Origin of the sequence: Tessaracoccus sp. OH4464_COT-324, assembly GCF_003932855.1 — a bacterium.
Taxonomy (GTDB): domain Bacteria; phylum Actinomycetota; class Actinomycetes; order Propionibacteriales; family Propionibacteriaceae; genus Arachnia.
Genome location: NZ_RQYZ01000004.1, coordinates 46956 through 63838, shown reverse-complemented (window position 1 = coordinate 63838; position 16883 = coordinate 46956). Strand labels below are relative to the sequence as shown.

The window sequence follows — 16883 nt, the reverse complement described above, 5'->3', positions numbered from 1 at the left end:
CTGGGGGGATGCAATTCGATGTAGTGGACCTGATCCGTACCAAGCGCGACGGCGGCACCTTGTCGCCGGCGGAAATCGACTGGGTGATCGACGCCTACACGCGCGGCCACGTCGCCGACGAGCAGATGTCCGCGCTGGCGATGGCGATCCTGCTGCGCGGCATGGACCGGGCCGAGATCGCGCGCTGGACCCGGGCGATGATCGACTCCGGCGAACGCATGGACTTCTCGACCCTCAGCAAGCCCACTGCCGACAAACACTCGACGGGGGGCGTCGGCGACAAGATCACCCTGCCGCTGGCGCCGCTCGTGGCGGTGTTCGACGTCGCGGTTCCGCAGCTCTCCGGCCGGGGGCTGGGCCACACGGGCGGCACCCTCGACAAGCTGGAATCCATCCCGGGCTGGCGGGCCGCGCTCAGCAACGATGAACTGCTGCGCCAACTCGACGAGGTGGGCGCCGTGATCTGCGCCGCCGGCTCCGGCCTGGCACCCGCCGACAAGAAGCTCTACGCGCTGCGCGACACTACCGGCACCGTGGAGGCCATCCCGCTGATCGCCAGCTCCATCATGAGCAAGAAGATCGCGGAAGGCACCAGCGCGCTGGTGCTCGACGTGAAGGTGGGTAGCGGCGCGTTCATGAAGTCGCTCGACGACGCCCAGCAGCTTGCGCGCACCATGGTGGACCTCGGCACCGACGCCGGGGTGAAGACCGTGGCGCTGCTGACCAATATGGACACCCCGCTGGGGCGCACCGCGGGCAACGCGCTTGAGGTGCGCGAATCCGTCGAGGTGCTCGCCGGCGGTGGACCGGCCGACGTGGTGCAGCTCACCTGCACCCTCGCGCGCGAAATGCTGGCGGCGGTGGGGAAGACCGACGTGGACGTCGAGGCGGCCCTCGCCGACGGGCGCGCGATGGATGTGTGGCGGCGGATGATCGCCGCGCAGGGCGGCGACCCGGACGCGCAGCTGCCCGAGGCGAAACACCAGGAGCAGGTGCGCGCCGAGCGCTCCGGCTACATCACCCGCCTGGACGCCCTCGCCGTGGGTGTCGCGGCCTGGCGGCTGGGGGCGGGACGCGCGCGCAAGGAGGACGAGGTGCAGGCCGTGGCGGGCGTCGAACTGCACGCAAAGCCAGGCGACCGCGTCGAGGCCGGCCAGCCGCTGCTGACCCTGCACACCGACACCCCGGAGCGGTTCGCGCGCGCCCAGGAGGCGCTGGCCGGTGCCGTCGAGTACGCCGACCAAGCCCCGGAGCTGGGTGGCATCGTGCTCGGCCGGGTCGACTGATGCGGCGCGCGGCCTGGGCGGTGGCCCTGCTGGCGGCAGGCTGCGCACCCGCCCCGCTGGCAGAGGTGTCGCCGGCGCCGGCCGGGACGTCCTCCGCCGGCCCCAGCCCATCCGCCTCACCCGCGACGGTGGAGCCCGCCGACGCCGCCACCACCAGCACGCCCAGCCCGGCCAGTCCCGCCCCGGGCGGGGCATCGTCGGGGGTTGACGCCGGGACGAGCGCCAGCCCAGCCGAGTGGCGCGCCGTGGACCTTGAGGTGCGGGAGCGCGCCGAGGTGGAATCGCTGGGTCTGCACGAGAGCCTCGCGGCCTATCTGGCGAGCAGGTTGCAGGAGCCGTGCGAGCTGTCGTTCAAGCTCTTCGCCGCACACTCCGATGGCTTCCTGCTGGCGGAGGAGCAGGGCAGTTGCGACGGGGCCGGGCTGTTCGTCTACGGGCCGAGCGGCGACGCGATCGATCAGCTGGTGGAGTTCACCACGGCCTCGGACTGCGCCTCGCTGAGCGCAGCCAACATACCCACGGGGGTGCCGAAGACGCGGATGCTCCCCGACGGCCTGGCGTGCGTCGGGGAAAGCGGCCTCACCTCCTACTGAGGCGCCTACTCGGTGGCGAGCAGGAGCGCCATCAGCTGCCGGTGGGCCTCGTCGTCCATCCGGAGTTCCGCGTCGTCGAGGAACCGCACCTGGCTCATTAGCCGGCCGCTGGAGGTGAGCCACACCGCGTCCGCCTCGCGCAGGTCCTGCGGGGTGAGGCGCGCGACGCCGGTGGCCCAACCCGCCTGCTCCGCCGCGCGGAACAGCACCCGCTGGGTGGTGCCGGGCAGTACCCCGATCTCCGTCGGCGGGGTCAGCAGCCTGCCACCCGCCAGCGCGACGACGGTGGAGGTGGGCCCCTCCAGCACCAGCCCGTCGGTCGTGGTGAACAGCACATCGTCGGCCCCGCGACGCGCGGCCTCCCGCAGCGCGGCCATGTTGCTGGCGTAGCTGAGCGTCTTCGCGCCCAGGAGCAGCCAGGGGGCCCGCTTGGCGGCGCCGGAGTCGAAGGCGCGTTCCAGGAGCGCGACGCGGATGGGGCGGGTGGGGCGCAGCGCGGCGGGCATCGGGGTGACGCTGACCCAGGCGTAGCCTGCGGGGTTCTCCGGCGCGTAACCGCGCACGACGATCAGCTTCACGAGCGCCTGGCCGGGCTGGACGCCGGGCAGATCCTCCGGGCGCCAGGCGGCGACGGCGGTGCGGATCGCCCGATGCCACGCCTCTTCCGCCGGCAGCGAGATGCCGGTGATCCGGGCCGAATGTTGAAGCCGCCACAGGTGCTCGGACACCTTCTTCACCCGACTGCCGTCAAACAGCAGGGTTTCGAAGATGCCGTCGCCGCGGCTCAGCCCTTGGGCGAGCGCGCTGAGCTGCGGCTGGTGTGCGTCGGTGAGCACCCCGTCGGGGTGGCTGGGGGAGAGCATGACAACAATGTCCATTGGCCGAGCCTAGCCGACATCCGCTGAGGGCGGGGCGTTGCTCAGGGATGGGCTCCAGTGGGCCGGGAGCGCCGGCTCGCGGGGCGCTGGAGCCGACGGTGCGAGCCGGACCTTCGTCGGCCAGTTCATCAGCCGGCGATTCGAGCACGGGCGGATCGTGGACCCGAACACCCGCCCAGCGATTGACTGGTGTCTGCAACGGTGGTAGCTATCGACCAGTGGGAAGGCAAACTTGTCCGGGGCCTGCGCGCCCGATCGTCGCTGATGCGGATAGCTGTCAGGGTGCCCCTCCAAAAACATAATCGGTTACTGTCTGCGCAGGGAGCCTTCTTCCGGCCCTTTGCTGTCCTGCATCCAAACTAGCTCTGCCAGGCTACCTAACAGGCTCCAGAATCCTGCCATCTTGGGGAAGCGGCTAGACCTAGAGCACAGCTGATCACTGACGCGCTACCCAGCCCACTTCATCCCACTGACAACGTCTCCTGGCAGACAAAACCCCTAGCCAATTCACTATCGACCGCTTTGCTGATCTCCTGAGCGGTAGCATTGCCCTCAACCGCACCAGAATGTGAGAGTAGAAGTGGTTCACGTATCAGCTGACTTTTCTGCCACGATCCTGGGCAGGGAGGGGGAGGCCGCCCGAGAATGGTTGGAGGCGTTGCCTTGCACTGTGGAGAGCTTGCTCGACAGGTGGTGCCTTCGTCGGGAGGGGCCGCCGATGTACGGGATGTGCGCCGTGGTTCTGCCTGTCCGTTGCGAAGACGGGCAGCGCAGCGCTTTGAAGGTGAGTTGGCTCGATGATGAGACTCGGCTCGAACCCGTTGCGTTACGCGAGTGGGGCGGTCATGGGGCAGTCTCGGTGCTGCGCGCCGACGAAGGGGCCGGCGCCATGCTGCTGGAGCGGCTGGATGAACGGCGGGTCCTGCTGGACGCCCCGATTCAGGAAGCGCTCGACGTTGCCGCCAATCTCCTTCGTGAGCTGCGCGTCCCTGCGCCCGCTGGGCTGCGCAGCGTCGGCGACATCGCTGCTCGGTGGGGTGTGGAGTTCCGCGAGGACTGGCGGCGGCTCGGCAAACCGTGCCCCGAGAAGCTCGTCTCCGCGGCCATCGATTTGTGCGCAGAGCTGGCCGCCCTACCGTCGGAGCCCTCGCTGCTGCACGGCGATTTCCATTACGCCAACATCCTCGGCCGCGGTGAGGATGCGTGGGCAGTCATCGACCCGAAGCCGCTGAAAGGCGATGCCGCGTTTGAGGTGGTTCCACTGCTGCGCAACCGCTGGAGCGAATTCCGGGGCGGTGACGACACGAATGCCACGGTACTGCATCGGCTGGAACGCTTCGCCGAGAAGGCCGAGCTGGAGCCATCAACCGTGCGCTGGTGGTGTCTCGTGCGCAGCGTGGATGACGCGATGTGGTGTCACGAGAACGGCTACGAGACTCAAGCGGAAGTTTCTTGGGACATTGCGGGGGCGATGTTCATAGATCAATGATCAAGCTGCTTGACCTCAACCGACATCAGCAGCACAGCACAGCGGGTTGATCGCGTCGCTCACCGGATCCATGTCTGCTCCTCAGCCTCTGCTTTTCTACACCAAGCCCGTCGCCTTCAAGTGCACAAAGTCTACAATCAGGTATGCTGTTGGTATGGATGATGCTGCTTCTGAGTTCCTGAGTGTGCGTGAGACAGCCAGGCGACTGGCCGTGCACGAGAACACCGTGCGGGCGTATGCAAAGAAAGGATTACTACCGGATGCGCGGTTGCCGGGGACGTCGTTTTACAGGTTCCGTGCGAGCGACGTGGAGCGTCTCAAAGCGCAGCGCGGAGCGCCGGCCGTGAGCCTGTCTGCCGAACGACGAACCGCCAGTCCCGAGTATGCGACTGCGAGCCGGCTCGCGCTGTGGCCACAGATCAACGCTCGAGAAGCTCAGGATCGGCTTCCAGAGTTGGTGCGTAGGCTGTTGTTCGAGACTCCCGGTGCTGGCCAGATCTCGTTTCGGACAGGTGACGGAGTTGCTCTGGCCGGCAAGGACGGGGTCGCGACCCTTGAGAGGCAAACGCTCTTGCTGCCCGCCGGACAAATCTGGTTCGAGCTCGGCACCGACAAGGATTCCAAGGGCAAAGCCACCAAGGACTACGACGGAAGAAAGGGCGAGGCATCGCAAGATGTCACCTTCGTCTTCGTGACAGTCCGTCGATGGCAGGGCAAAGACTCGTGGGCCGCCGAGCGACGAGCCGAGAAATTCTTCAGGGATGTCCTCGTTCTTGATGCGGATGACCTCGAAGCTTGGCTGCAGGTTGCGCCCGCCGCACACCTGTGGATCTCGGAAACTCTCGGTCTTCGGCCTCGGGACGCGCTGACCCTGGAGACATGGTGGGACCGCTTCTCCGCTGCAACCGAACCGGCTCTTCCGCTGAATCTTTTCGTCGCAGGGAGAACTAAGGAGACGCAGCAACTACGCTCTCTGCTTAGTGGCGAGCCGAGAATTACGTCGATCCAGACCGAGTGGATCAACGACGCCTTAGGGTTCCTGCACGCGTGCCTCACACCAGACGACGATGAGTCGAGCGAACCCGGCGCCGTCACAATCGTCCGCTCGGCAGACGTCTGGGACCGAATAGTGACACTCCCAGGGCCTGGGATCTTGGTGCCCGAATTCGACAATGCAGATGTAGCCCGCGCCCTCGCTAGTGGTAGGCATGTCGTATCTATCGTCGATAGTGACTCTGCCATGCGCCGCAGTGTCGACATCCGACTGCCGAGGGTTGGCCGGAATGAGGCGGCCGAGGCATTCAGAGCAGACGACGTCGATTGGTGCCAAGCCGATCACCTCGCGGTACTTGCTCGTCGGAGCATGCCCGCATTGGTCCGACGGCTTTCGCGCTCACCTCGCGTGCAGCAGCCAACGTGGTCTCGGACACCGTTGGCCGGTACGCTCGCCGCACTGATGCTGGCCAGTCGGTGGACCGATCAACCCGAGGACCTGCGAGTCCTGAGTGAACTGGCTGCCATCTCCTTAGCCGACCTACAGTGCGCCATCGCCGATGCCAGTCGCGGATCAGATCCGGCGATCCGGAGCGTGCGGAATGTCTTCGTATTCACGTCCCTGGAGGAGGCGTTCCTGGAGCTTGGCAACCTGACGTCAACAGAACTGGCATCGCGGTGGGCGGAGATCGCAACCAGCGTTCTCCTGGACCCGGATCCATATGAAGGCCTCAGTTCGCACGAGCAGATCGTCGCCCAATCGAAGGGGGAGCGAAGAACCTACTCGCCTGAGCTGCGGCGCGGTATCGCCGAGAGCCTCGCCCTGGCGGGATCGATCGAGTCATGCCCCGGCGACACTAATCTCCTGTCCTCAGTGGCCGAACGGGTTGTGCGCGACGTGCTGCGTCAGGTCACGACCGGCTCCGAGGGCCACACTTGGGGAGCGATCGCTGACGTGCTTCCGCTTCTTGCCGAGGCCGCTCCGGACACCTTCCTTTCTGCACTGGAGGATGACCTTGCAACCAGCGATCCGACCGTCGGCCGCTTGTTCCAAGCCATTGACAACGCGCTGACGCTGTGGCCTTCGGGTCAACAGCATCACCTGTTGTGGGCCTTGGAAGGGCTCTGCTGGTCGCCCGACCACCTCGTTCGCGCAACACAGATCCTGGCCAGACTTTGCCGTTACGAACTGCCGAAGAACTCGGGTAACACGCCCTTCGTGAGCATGTCCACCGTCCTCTGCGGATGGATTCGGAACACCGGAGCAGATCTTGAGACCCGACTCGGAGCGATCGATGCCTGCCGGGCCGTGAGCGAGACGATAGGGTGGGCATTACTCAAGGCCTTGTGGCCTGACAGGAACACCTCGGTTTCGCCACCCCATGAGCCGCGTTATCGCCTCTGGAAGTCCTCAAATGACCAGATGTCGATCAACGAATGGGTTGCTTTCGTGAAAAGTATGGTCGACCGAGCTATCGAATGGGGCACAGATGATCGCACGGCCTTGCCGTGGCTTGCGGAAGCACTGTCCACGGTTGGCCCGGATGAAGCGAATCGGATCATCGAGTTCCTCGAGGGCGAGGCATCGCGCGGCGACTTGGATGATGACGTTCGGCTGGCTCTGTTCGAACAGGCCCGAGAGACCGCGGCGCGGCACGAGCGTTTTCAGGACGCGGACTGGGCAATGCCGGCGGAGCGATGCGTCCGCTTACACAAACTAGCCGAATTTCTCCAACCTGCTGATGACCTCCGCCGGTTCGCATATCTCTTTGATTGGCGCTCGTACCTGTCGGGTGCAGACTCGAATGACTACGAGCGCTACCAGACAGCGCTGGAAGCCAAACGGCGCGAAACATTTGACCTTCTCTTCGCCCGCCATGACGCGTGGGAACAGCTCGGCGCGCTAACGGCCCGTGCCGAGGCTCCGGCAGAAGTCGGCCGGACTCTGTCAACCTATGAGCCGATTGATGCTCTCGACACCATGCTGGACTGGCTGTCATCGAATAACACAGCGCTTCAGGAAGCCGCGACAACCTGGGCCCGTAGCCATCTCGCTGTCAATGGACCAGCGGATCTCAGGCGAGCGCTCGAACGGGGCAACCTAGGGGGCGAGGCCCTGAGAAGGTTGGTGCTTAATGTCCCGACGGAAAGCCGGTTCTGGGAGGTTCTCCGCGAGTTCCCAGCCGCTGAAGAGCTCTTCTGGTCCGAGGCGCCTTTCGATGTAGTTCCCTATGAAGATCTTGTCAGTGCTATCGAGGCGCTCCTCGAACGAGCACGAGCTTGGTCGGCGATTGCGATCGCGAGCCACGGCATCTTCGAGCCGACAGTGGACCAGAAGAAGCGTCTCCCGAGCGCAGCGCTGCTCCTATCCGTCTTGCGCGCGGCGATCACCCAGGACCTAGGGCGGGCGAGGAAATCACAGATGACCGGCTACTACGTCGGGACATTGCTGGACTACCTAGCCGCAGCCGACGTGCCAGTCGCCGACCTCGCATCTCTGGAGTTCTACTATTTCGGGCTCCTCCAGCACGACCGCGAACCACGTGCCCTTAACCAGGCTCTCTCCTCGAACCCTGCCCTGTTCGTTGATCTCGTTAAGCGCGCGTTCCGGAGTGCAAACGAATCTCACCGTCAGAGCAAGAGAGTGGATCAGCTAGCCGAGCACGCTTGGCGTGTCCTTAACGGCTGGCACGGCTTCCCGGGACGACAAGAGGACGGCACACTTGATCAAGCTACGATGCAGGAGTGGGTTAGGCAGGCTCGTCTGCAACTATCCGACCTTGACCGAGCAGACATCGGTGACGAACTGATTGGCCAAACCTTTGCTCACGCTCCAGTTGACGCCGACGGAATCTGGCCACCCGTTCCAGTTCGAGAACTCATCGAGTCGATCGGTAGTCGCCAGCTAGAGAACGGCGCAATGATCGGCCGACTGAACAGCCGCGGTGTCACCTGGCGTGGTGTATACGACGGCGGCAGCCAGGAGCGAACGCTGGCTGAGCAGTACAAGCAGTGGGGTCTGGCGGTCCAGGTGCATTGGCCCCGAACTGCGCGAATTCTGCGCGCCATTGCAGAGTCCTACGAACGCTATGCCATCCGTGAGGACGAACAAGCCCAACTGGACCAAGATCTGGACTGAAACCGTTGGCAGCACTCGGGGTCCGAAACCGGTCCTCCGAACGGCTGGATCGAACTCGTCACTCTAGATCCTTGCGGACTCTGTGCGGATCGGGAAGGGCTAGTTGTGATGTCCGGTCGGGTTGGTGTGGTTCGTGTGGTGTGGGCATGTGAGGTGAGGGCCTCCTGTGGTGGAGTTGGGGCTGTATAGAAGCCAGCGCCACCGTCGGGGAGGCCTTCGTGTCTCACACTGTCCGTTCGAAGGCTGTTTTGATATCACGAACCCGACTGGGCTGGCCCGGGTCGTGGTCGAGCGGGGGCTGGTCAATAGCCGGGTGGCTGGGCGTTATGACGTGTCCTGTAAGTCTGCGGAGAAGTGGTCGAGACGTTAGCGTGGCCAGGACGCGGCGGGCGTGTTTGGCAGGTCATCGCGGCCCCTGCGTCAGTCTCGGCGAGACCCCTGACCCGTCTGGTGAAGAGGATCGTGGAGTTGAGGTCAGGCTGCGGTTGGGGCCAGTCGCGATGGTCTACCGGCTGGGTATGGCCGGCTCCACTGGTCAGGCGGTGCTGGTTTGTTGCCGGTTGTGAGCCGCTTCACTCACGTTGAGGGTGTTACGGGCGAACTGATCTGCCATTACGAGCGTGACCGGCGGGTTGTTCCGCGTGGATGTGAGGGAGCTCGGCAGAATTCCCGATGGTGGTGGCTGGCGCTACGTCGGGTGCGGGCAAGGGGCCTCCGTAGCCGTGTAGCCATGTCGGCTCGGACGGGTGCGGCCAAGGAGTGTCTGCTGCCGGCTGCTGGTCGAGAGGTGCTACCTGCACACCGTCATTGACGGCTACTCGCTGGTCGCTTACGTCGAGGCCCACGGGCGAGACCGTCCGCACCGCGACCGCCGTGCTCGTTCGCGCGCTCGCCTGATTCGCTGCCCGCAGCATCACGGTCAACCGATAGCGGCGGCTGCTACCGGTCCCCGCCTCTGACGTGACGCCTGCGTCGAACTGGGTATCACTCACAACCGCGCCAGGCGGTATCTGCCTCAGACCAGCGGGAAGATCGAACGTTTCCACCGCACGCTGGCCGAGGGCTGGGCCTTCAAGAAGTTCTACCCTGCAGAAGCAGACCGCCTCGCCGCACTACCGGGCTGGGTCTGCCCCTACAATCACTACAGACCCCACTCCGCGATCGGAAAGCAACCACCGATCACGAGACTGACAACCTGACTAGGCATCCTACCTAGGACAGTCCCGTCCTGAAGCGGGAGTTTCAGAACTGGACCAGCCCAACTCCTGAAGGCACGAAAAACCTCCGCCCTGCGGACGGAGGTTTTAACGTTTCACTTTTGGTCGGGGTGACAGGATTTGAACCTGCGGCCTCGTCGTCCCGAACGACGCGCGCTACCAAGCTGCGCCACACCCCGGTGGCCGGTGAGCCGACGCTCAGCTTAGCGTAGAACCTCGACCCAGCGCCAATCGGCTCAATGTCGGCTAGTCAGGGTCACCAAGGTGGCCTCCGGGCGGCAGAAGAACCGGTACGGGGCGTAGGGGGAGGTGCCCAGCCCGGCGGAGATGTGCAGCTGCGCGGTTCTACCCCGGAACGAGTGGGTGCTGGGGCCCTTGACGCGGGCAGGCTCGATGTCGCAGTTCGTGATCAATGCTCCGTAGCCGGGCACGCAGACCTGGCCGCCGTGTGTGTGGCCCGCGAAGATCGCGTCCACGCCGTCGGCGGTCATGGCGTCGAGGATCCGCAGGTAGGGCGCGTGCGTGACCCCCAGCGCCACGTCGGCATCCGGCCGGGGTGGCCCCGCCACCGACGAGTAGTCGGCGCGGTCGTGGTGGGCATCTCCCGTGCCGCGCAACTCGAACCGATAGCCGCAAACCTCCAGCAGCGTGCGCTGTTCGTTCAGATCGGCCCAGCCGTGCGAGACGAGCATCGCCCTGAGCGCGGGTGTGGGCAGTTCGACCGGATGCTCGTCGGGAGTGCTCCGGCCGTGCAGCAGATAGTTGAGCGGATTTTTGAACCGGGGGGCGACGAAGTCGTTAGAGCCGAAAACGAACCCGCCGGGAACATCGGACAGAGCCGACAGCGCGTCGTGCAGGGCGCCGATGGCCTCGGGGGACGAAATGTTGTCCCCGGTGTTGATCACCAGGTCCGGGCTCAGATGCGCCAGGGACTCGACGAAGCGCAGCTTGTCGCGCTGGCCGGGCATCAGGTGCAGGTCCGCGATGTGCAGGACCCGCACCGTCGGCCCGCCCGGCGGCAGCACGGGGAGCTGAGCGTGGCGCAGCTTGAACCAGTGCGCCTCAACCAGGCCCCAGGCGAAACAGGACGCGCCGAGCGCGGCAACCGCGCCGACGGCGCCAAGCAGGCGGGGCACTAGTTATCGCCCTCGGAGCCGCCGTCTGGCGGGTTGGCGGGCGCCTGCTCCTCAGGCTTAGGCTGCGGACGTGGGCCGCCCGAAACCCGAAGCGAGATCGTTGAATGCATCGGCGCCTCCACCGAAGGCGTGATGCCCAGGAAAGTGCCCGGGGCGCGCGAGGAATAGACCTGCATGTGGCGCGTGTTGAAGCCCGCGTTTTCCAGCACTTCTTTCGCCTGGTTGTAAGACAGGCCAGCCACGCTCGGCACCGGGACCTTCTTGCCCTCCTGCACCCGGGAACCAATCTTCGTGAACGGGGTCTTCGGCAAGTCGCGCACGGAAGAAGTCATCGCGGCCCGCCAGATCCGGCCCGCGTCACCGCCACCGGTGCCCTGCAGCCGTTCGCCGGTCTGCAGCCGGAACCCGTCCAGGGACTTCGGGCGATTCTCCTTGGCCGCGGTGTCGACGGCGATCATGGCCACGCCGGCCATCTCCGGGGTGTATCCCGCGAACCACACGGCCTGGCTGCCGTTGGTGGTGCCGGTCTTGCCTGCCTGCGGGCGGCCGTCGCGGATGGCAGCCACGTTGCCGGTGCCGCCAGGGCCCATGACCGCGCTCAGCAAGTGACTGACGCCATCGGCCACCTCCGGGTCAACAACCTGCTTGCAGTTATCGGACGGCACCGGAATCTCGTTTCCGCTGTCGGTGGTGATGGACTGCAGGATGCGCGGCTTGCAGTGCGTGCCTCGGTTGGCGAACGTCGCGTAGCCCTCAGCCATGGACAGCGGGGTGACGTAGCTGGTGCCCAGCACCCACGAGGCGTTGAAGGAGTCCCTGGTTCGCATGTCCTCGCCGTTGGCGAGCACGACCCCCGTCTTCAGCGCCATCTCCACGGCTGGGCAGTTGCCCATCGCGTGCGTGAGACGCAGGAAGTAGGTGTTCACGGACTTCTTCGTGGCTTCCACCATGTTGATTGGACCGTAGCCCCTGCCGCCCAGGTTGCCCGGTTTGTAGTTTCGCGGGATCCGATCTGTGCCGCCGCAGCCCTTCATCGTCTTGCCTGCCAGATCGGTCAGCTTGCCGGGGGCGTCGATCGTATGGCTCACGGGCAGCCCGGCCTCCAGAGCGGCCGCTGCCGCAAAGACCTTCATCGTCGAACCCGACTGGTAGCCCTCGGCGCCGCCCCAGCCGTTCTTGCCACCCTGCACGTTGTAGTTGAACCAGGTCTCGCCGGGCTGGTCGCCCATCTTTGGCCGCGACTGGGCCATCGCGACGATCAGGCCTGAGCTGGGCTGCAGGAGGACCGCGTTGGCGATCACCGGGTCGGTGGGCGCGACCAACTCGGCGACAGCCGCCTCGGCCGCGTCTTGGGTGGCCGGGTCGATCAGCGTCTTGATCGTCAGGCCGCCGCGGCGCAGCCGGTTGACCCGCTCCTCCGGCGTGTCACCCAACGCAGGGACCTCGCCCTTCGCGATCGCCCGCACCACGTAGTCGCACAGGAACGGGTAGCGGGCGGTGGTGCAGCCGTTGGGGGTTCGAGCCACCTTGGACACGTCGAAGGGGGCCTCGCGGGCCGCGTCAGCCTGCTCCTTGGTGATGTAGTTCTCCTCCTGCATGCGCAGCAAAACCTGGCTGCGGCGTTTGAGCGCACGCTCCGTCTGCCGCACCGGGTCATAGGCCACCGGGTTCTGCACGATGCCGGCCAGCAGCGCCGCCTGGTCGAGAGTCAGATCGGCGGCGTGCACCCCGAAGTAGGTCAGGGCGGCGGCCTCGACACCGTAGGCACCGTTGCCGTAGTAGGCGATGTTCAGGTAACCCTCAAGGATCTCGTCCTTCGACATCCGCTCCTCGACGGCGAACGCAGCCCGAGCCTCAATGATCTTGCGTTCGATGGTGACCTCGACGGCGGCCCGCTCGGCCTCCTTGTCGCCGGCCGCTCTAGCCTGCTCCAGCCGAACCAGCTTCACGTACTGCTGAGTCAGCGTCGAAGCACCCTGCGTGTCGCCGGCCAGGTTGCGCACGAAGGCGCGCGCGAAACCTTCCGGGTCGATCGCACCGTGCCGGTAGAAGCGGTGATCCTCGATGGCGACCTGCGCGTCGCGCATGTGCTGCGATATCTGTGGCAGCTTGACGTAGATGCGGTTCTCATCGAAGAAAGTGGCGAGCACCTCGTCGTTGGCCATCAGGATCCGCGAGCGCTGCGACTGCGGCGGGGGCCGGAAGTCGGTGGGAATCCGGTCGATCGAACTCGCGGCCTCCCTCGCCAGCCCGCTGGCCATGGCCACAAAGGGCACGGCGACACCAGCCAGCAGGACTCCGCTCAGGAGGCTGACCAGCAAAAACATGAAGGCCGCATAGGCCTTCTGGCTCAGTTTCGCTGACTTCATGCCTGACATTCTACGTGAAGCCGCAGCACCCCAATTTCTAGCGCTTATGGGGCTTCCGGAGTGAGCGGGCCATGCGATAGGTTGGGGTTGGTCGGACAGATACTGCGCAAAGGAGGGCAGATATGTCTCTCGCGGGAGTCAGCGAATGGACGCTCCGAGCCAACTGCCGCAACATGGCAGACGCCCTCTTCCCGGAGGGGAAGGATCAGAAACGCGCTCGTGTGGTGTGCCGGGATTGCCCCGTGCGTTCGCAGTGCCTAGCTGAGGCGCTCGATAACCGCATCGAGTGGGGGGTTTGGGGAGGAATGACTGAACGCGAGCGGCGCGCACTGCTCAGGGCCCGTCCTGACATCAAGAACTGGAGCAAGGTACTGGGCTGCTGAAACGAGAGCTAGGCTGATGCCATGACTAAGTGGGAATACTTCGTGGCGCCGATTCTGTCGCATGTGGCGCAGCAGATTCTGAACAACTTTGGTGCCGACGGCTGGGAGTTGGTGACGCTCGCGCCGGGCCCCAACCCGGACACCCTCGTCGGATACTTCAAGCGGCCGCTGAAGGGCTAACGCTTGACCCGGGTCGAAACTCTGGCTAAGGCGCTGGCCGCAGCTTACCCGGAAGCCGAGTGCGAGCTAGACTTCCGCAACCCGTTCGAGTTGCTGGTTGCCACCGTGCTCTCCGCTCAGTCCACGGATCGCCGCGTCAACGAAGTCACCAAACTGCTCTTCGCGCGTTACCCCGATCCCGTTGACCTGGCGGAGGCGGACGTTGCCGAGGTGGAGGAAATCATCCGGCCGGTGGGGTTCTTCCGCAACAAGGCCGCCGCGATCACCGGCCTGTCCCGCGCCATCGTTGACGACCACGACGGGCGGGTGCCGGAAACCCTGGAGGAACTTACCAAACTGCCCGGCGTTGGTCGGAAAACGGCGAACGTCGTGCTCGGCAACGCGTTCGGCGTGCCGGGAGTGACCCCGGACACGCACCTGATCCGGCTCGCAAACCGGTTTGGCTGGGTGACGTCCACGAAGCCCGACGACGTGGAGCGCGCTGTCATGCAACTCTTCCCTCCGCAGCGGTGGACGCAGCTGTGTCACGAGGTGATCTGGCACGGACGACGAGTCTGCCACGCGCGACGCCCGGCCTGCGGCGCCTGCGTAGTCCGGGGGCTGTGCCCGAGCTCCAGCGAGGGCGAGCAGGATCCGGCGGCCGCCGCCAAACTGATTCGGGAGCCCCGGGCATGAGAGCCCTGGCGCTGGCGACTGCGGCAGCCATCGCGCTGGCGGCCTGCGCAAGCACAGCATCCGACCCGGCGGAGGTGGCCTCGCTCAGCGCCCTGCGTGAACGGTTCGGCGTGCCTGACTGCCCGGAGACCGACCCCGACGCCGGAGCCGTGCCAGGCGGGCTGCCGAAGACGAGCCTGCCCTGTTTGGGTTCCACCAGGCAGGTTAACCTGGCCGGGCTGCCGCGCCGCCCGATGGTGGTCAACCTCTGGGCCCAATGGTGCGCCCCCTGCCGAGCCGAGGCCGCCATCCTAAAGGCAGTGAGCGACGAACAAGGCGTCGACTTCTATGGCATCAATTACAACGATCCCAAGCCGGACTGGGCACTGGAGTTCGCCGCCCTCGTTGGCTGGCGGTACTCGCACATTCAGGACCTGGATAAACAGCTGGCGGGACCCCTCAACGTGCCAGGGCTTCCGCTGACTCTGCTCGTCACCGCCGACGGGCGGATCGCCCACCGGCACGCGGGGGAGCTGCACAGTGCGCAGGAGCTGGCATCATTGATCGAGGAGCACCTGTGACACTGAGCACCCTGCGTCTGGCCATGCTCGATCCGCGTCCCCGGCGGACATTCGACTTCGATCGCAGCCCCCGCGGGAAGCGGAGCGCGGCTGTGCTGATGCTGCTCAGCGACGAACCTGACCCCGAGCTGGTGCTGTGTGAGCGCGCGCACACGATGCGCCGACACGCGGGGCAGTACGCGCTGCCGGGCGGGCGAATCGAGCCCGGCGAGAGCGTCGTCGAAGCTGCGCTCAGGGAGGCCGAAGAAGAGGTCGGCCTGACCGGGCGAGTCGTCGAGGTGCTTGGTCAACTGCCGCCGCTGTGGGTGCCCAAATCTGACTACGATGTGACTCCTGTGGTGGCCAACTGGCCGGGTGGAAGGCTGCAGGCGATGGACCCGGCCGAGACCGCGAGCGTGCTGCACTGCCCCGTCTCCGAACTCGCTGACGACTCGACGCGCGTCACCGCGCGCCACCCGCTGGGCTTCACCGGGCCGGCATTCGTGCTGCGCGGTGCCTTCATCTGGGGCCTGACGGCGCACCTCATTGACTGGCTACTGGACCTGGGCGGGTGGGCCCGCCCCTGGGAGCAGGGGCGTGTGCTGCCGATCCCCGACGAATATCTGCGCGACTAGCGCCAGCCTCAGAAGGCAGACGTTTGCCGCCCAGCTCACCCGCGCGGGGCTTCCCCGTCCCGACAGCACCCTCGTAGCAGGGCCTAGGATCCGTCCTGCTCCAGCTCGGAGGCGGAGGAGCGCAGCATGATCTCGGGTTCCTTCCGTCCCCAGCCGGCGAAAATCGCGTCCACTAGGCTCTTCGCCTCCGCGATGGTGGCCTTTGGTGCGCGGACTCGCTTGAACCGGTGCCAGCCCAGCAGCCCGAACAACCCGCCGAAGGCGAGAGCCAGCACGAATGCGATCAGGAAGCCCAGCACGATCGACAGTGGCACGCTGAGCCCGGTCAGGCTGACCAGCCAGGTGAACAGAGCCGACAGTGCGATCACCAGCATCCAAACCGCGTGCAGGACGAAGGCGAGGGACACGGCGAGGAATCCGGTGCCGACGCCGGCATTCTTTGCTGCGGGCACGAGTTCAGCCTTGGCGAGCTCGGCCTCCTTCGTGGCGAAGTCGCTCAACAGGTCCTTGATGTCAGTCACATTGTCAGCCATGTCGATCCTTTCTGCCCCTAGCCTATTGCGTCACCGCTCGGGCCGGGGGCTAGAGATTGATCTTGAGCGCGTCGTCCGGGAGCCGCACCGGGTTGGTCAGCTCCGCGTGGTCCACCCAGGCGCGCCAGCAGATGAGCTGGAACGGCAGCCGCAGGTCGTCGCCGGGCCGAGCGGCCGAGTCGTAGAGCTCCAGGACAGAGGCGACCAGCCGATTCAGTTGGGCGTCGTCGAGGCTCCGGGCCAGCGGCTGCCTGCGGACCATGTCCGCCATCGCCTCCCGGGGCAGACGCTGCCAGATGCGGAAAGCCCGCTGCTCCACCTCGGGGAAGTAGTTGGACTCGCGCAGCCGCTCCAGTGACTGATGTCCGTAGTCGCCACGCATCGCCGTGGGGTCGTAACGGCGCAGCAGCGCGGCGAGCCGACGCACCCACGGCACCGAATCGTCGCGGATCAGATACGACGCCGACAGGCACCCGCCGGGGCGCAGCACCCGAACGATCTGGGACAGCGCGCCCTCCGGCAGGGTGTGGAAGCTCTGGTGTGTGAACACCACCTCGAACTGGAATGGGTCGAGAGGAATGGCTTCGGGTCGGGCGTTCAAGGCCACGACGCAGGCCTCCTGGAAGCGGGCTAGGAGGTCCTCGTCGGGGGTCAGCGCAAAAATGTGGTGCCCCCGACGGCTGAGCCGCTGGGGCAGCGACGGATCCGTACCCACGACGAGTCCCCGCACCTCGCCCCAAACCGCGAGCCAATCCAAAGCCTCCGGTGGGAATGAACTCACTGCTGCCTCCTTCGGGACCACCTTACCTACTCCGCGGGGAACCTACTTATCCACAGG

The 16883-nt window shown here is 65.8% G+C and carries 16 protein-coding genes and 1 tRNA gene; 11 read left to right on the top strand and 6 right to left on the bottom strand.

Annotation, left to right across the window (positions count from 1 at the left end; translation table 11 throughout):
• The first annotated feature begins 8 nt into the window (after positions 1–8).
• Both EII42_RS03840 and EII42_RS03835 read left to right on the top strand, forming a co-directional pair.
• Positions 9–1286 carry a thymidine phosphorylase gene (locus tag EII42_RS03840; RefSeq protein WP_125170804.1) on the top strand — a complete coding sequence of 426 codons (1278 nt, stop codon included), beginning with the start codon at positions 9–11 and terminating at the stop codon, positions 1284–1286.
• Positions 1286–1879, top strand: coding sequence for a hypothetical protein (locus tag EII42_RS03835; RefSeq protein ID WP_125170803.1), 594 nt, complete (start codon positions 1286–1288; stop codon positions 1877–1879). The genes EII42_RS03840 and EII42_RS03835 overlap by 1 nt, the downstream gene beginning before the upstream one ends.
• A gap of 5 nt (positions 1880–1884) precedes the next feature.
• Here EII42_RS03835 and EII42_RS03830 read toward each other — a convergent pair whose 3' ends face one another.
• The gene (locus tag EII42_RS03830) at positions 1885–2757 is read right to left on the bottom strand and encodes an aminotransferase class IV (protein ID WP_125170802.1); all 873 of its coding nucleotides are present in this window, start codon (positions 2755–2757) and stop codon (positions 1885–1887) included.
• Between the two features lie 580 nt (positions 2758–3337).
• Here EII42_RS03830 and EII42_RS03825 point away from each other — a divergent pair.
• The 4 genes from EII42_RS03825 to EII42_RS13825 all read left to right on the top strand — a co-directional run bounded on the left by EII42_RS03825 (position 3338) and on the right by EII42_RS13825 (position 9577).
• Positions 3338–4246 (top strand): aminoglycoside phosphotransferase family protein, encoded by a 909-nt coding sequence (locus EII42_RS03825; RefSeq protein WP_125170801.1) that lies wholly within the window; start codon positions 3338–3340, stop codon positions 4244–4246.
• A gap of 154 nt (positions 4247–4400) precedes the next feature.
• On the top strand, positions 4401–8378 hold the full coding sequence (locus EII42_RS03820) for a helix-turn-helix domain-containing protein (RefSeq protein ID WP_158676394.1): 3978 nt from the start codon (positions 4401–4403) through the stop codon (positions 8376–8378).
• A gap of 746 nt (positions 8379–9124) precedes the next feature.
• Positions 9125–9337, top strand: coding sequence for a hypothetical protein (locus EII42_RS12865; RefSeq protein ID WP_158676393.1), 213 nt, complete (start codon positions 9125–9127; stop codon positions 9335–9337).
• 18 nt (positions 9338–9355) lie between these two features.
• The gene (locus EII42_RS13825; protein WP_125170893.1) at positions 9356–9577 is read left to right on the top strand and encodes an integrase core domain-containing protein; all 222 of its coding nucleotides are present in this window, start codon (positions 9356–9358) and stop codon (positions 9575–9577) included.
• A 120-nt stretch (positions 9578–9697) separates the two neighbouring features.
• Here EII42_RS13825 and EII42_RS03810 read toward each other — a convergent pair.
• The 3 genes from EII42_RS03810 to EII42_RS03800 form a co-directional block, all read right to left on the bottom strand.
• A tRNA-Pro gene (locus EII42_RS03810) sits at positions 9698–9774 on the bottom strand.
• A gap of 57 nt (positions 9775–9831) precedes the next feature.
• Complete coding sequence (locus EII42_RS03805) at positions 9832–10731, bottom strand: metallophosphoesterase (protein ID WP_125170799.1); 900 nt, start codon at positions 10729–10731, stop codon at positions 9832–9834.
• On the bottom strand, positions 10731–13100 hold the full coding sequence (locus EII42_RS03800; RefSeq protein WP_158676392.1) for a transglycosylase domain-containing protein: 2370 nt from the start codon (positions 13098–13100) through the stop codon (positions 10731–10733). The genes EII42_RS03805 and EII42_RS03800 overlap by 1 nt, the downstream gene beginning before the upstream one ends.
• Positions 13101–13222: 122 nt before the next feature.
• Here EII42_RS03800 and EII42_RS03795 point away from each other — a divergent pair, with 122 nt between their 5' ends.
• From EII42_RS03795 to EII42_RS03780, 5 genes are read left to right on the top strand one after another with little or no spacing between them, the layout of a single operon-like run.
• Entirely contained in the window at positions 13223–13483 is a 261-nt protein-coding gene (locus EII42_RS03795) for a WhiB family transcriptional regulator (protein WP_125170797.1), read from the top strand.
• Between the two features lie 21 nt (positions 13484–13504).
• Positions 13505–13663, top strand: coding sequence for a hypothetical protein (locus EII42_RS13265; protein ID WP_199729788.1), 159 nt, complete (start codon positions 13505–13507; stop codon positions 13661–13663).
• Between the two features lie 21 nt (positions 13664–13684).
• Positions 13685–14338: an endonuclease III gene (gene nth / locus EII42_RS03790; RefSeq protein WP_199729793.1), complete on the top strand. Its 654-nt coding sequence runs from the start codon at positions 13685–13687 to the stop codon at positions 14336–14338.
• Positions 14335–14898 (top strand): TlpA disulfide reductase family protein, encoded by a 564-nt coding sequence (locus tag EII42_RS03785; RefSeq protein WP_125170795.1) that lies wholly within the window; start codon positions 14335–14337, stop codon positions 14896–14898. Before nth ends, EII42_RS03785 begins: the two co-directional genes overlap by 4 nt.
• 23 nt (positions 14899–14921) lie before the next feature.
• Complete coding sequence (locus tag EII42_RS03780; protein WP_370318093.1) at positions 14922–15512, top strand: CoA pyrophosphatase; 591 nt, start codon at positions 14922–14924, stop codon at positions 15510–15512.
• Between the two features lie 83 nt (positions 15513–15595).
• On the opposite strand, the gene EII42_RS03775 is transcribed toward EII42_RS03780, so the two are convergent.
• Positions 15596–16045, bottom strand: a complete 450-nt coding sequence (locus tag EII42_RS03775; RefSeq protein ID WP_125170793.1) for a phage holin family protein — start codon at positions 16043–16045, stop codon at positions 15596–15598.
• A gap of 49 nt (positions 16046–16094) precedes the next feature.
• Complete coding sequence (locus tag EII42_RS03770) at positions 16095–16826, bottom strand: class I SAM-dependent methyltransferase (protein ID WP_158676391.1); 732 nt, start codon at positions 16824–16826, stop codon at positions 16095–16097.
• Positions 16827–16883: the final 57 nt, after the last annotated feature.

Bases quoted from the DNA above. Each gene is read 5' to 3' on its own strand.
- EII42_RS03795 (WP_125170797.1), top strand. From the start codon at position 13,223: ATGTCTCTCGCGGGAGTCAGCGAATGGACGCTCCGAGCCAACTGCCGC.
- EII42_RS03835 (WP_125170803.1), top strand. From the start codon at position 1,286: ATGCGGCGCGCGGCCTGGGCGGTGGCCCTGCTGGCGGCAGGCTGCGCA.
- EII42_RS03800 (WP_158676392.1), bottom strand. From the start codon at position 13,100: ATGAAGTCAGCGAAACTGAGCCAGAAGGCCTATGCGGCCTTCATGTTT.
- EII42_RS13265 (WP_199729788.1), top strand. From the start codon at position 13,505: ATGACTAAGTGGGAATACTTCGTGGCGCCGATTCTGTCGCATGTGGCG.
- EII42_RS03780 (WP_370318093.1), top strand. From the start codon at position 14,922: ATGCTCGATCCGCGTCCCCGGCGGACATTCGACTTCGATCGCAGCCCC.
- EII42_RS03785 (WP_125170795.1), top strand. From the start codon at position 14,335: ATGAGAGCCCTGGCGCTGGCGACTGCGGCAGCCATCGCGCTGGCGGCC.
- EII42_RS03820 (WP_158676394.1), top strand. From the start codon at position 4,401: ATGGATGATGCTGCTTCTGAGTTCCTGAGTGTGCGTGAGACAGCCAGG.
- EII42_RS03830 (WP_125170802.1), bottom strand. From the start codon at position 2,757: ATGGACATTGTTGTCATGCTCTCCCCCAGCCACCCCGACGGGGTGCTC.
- EII42_RS03775 (WP_125170793.1), bottom strand. From the start codon at position 16,045: ATGGCTGACAATGTGACTGACATCAAGGACCTGTTGAGCGACTTCGCC.
- EII42_RS03840 (WP_125170804.1), top strand. From the start codon at position 9: ATGCAATTCGATGTAGTGGACCTGATCCGTACCAAGCGCGACGGCGGC.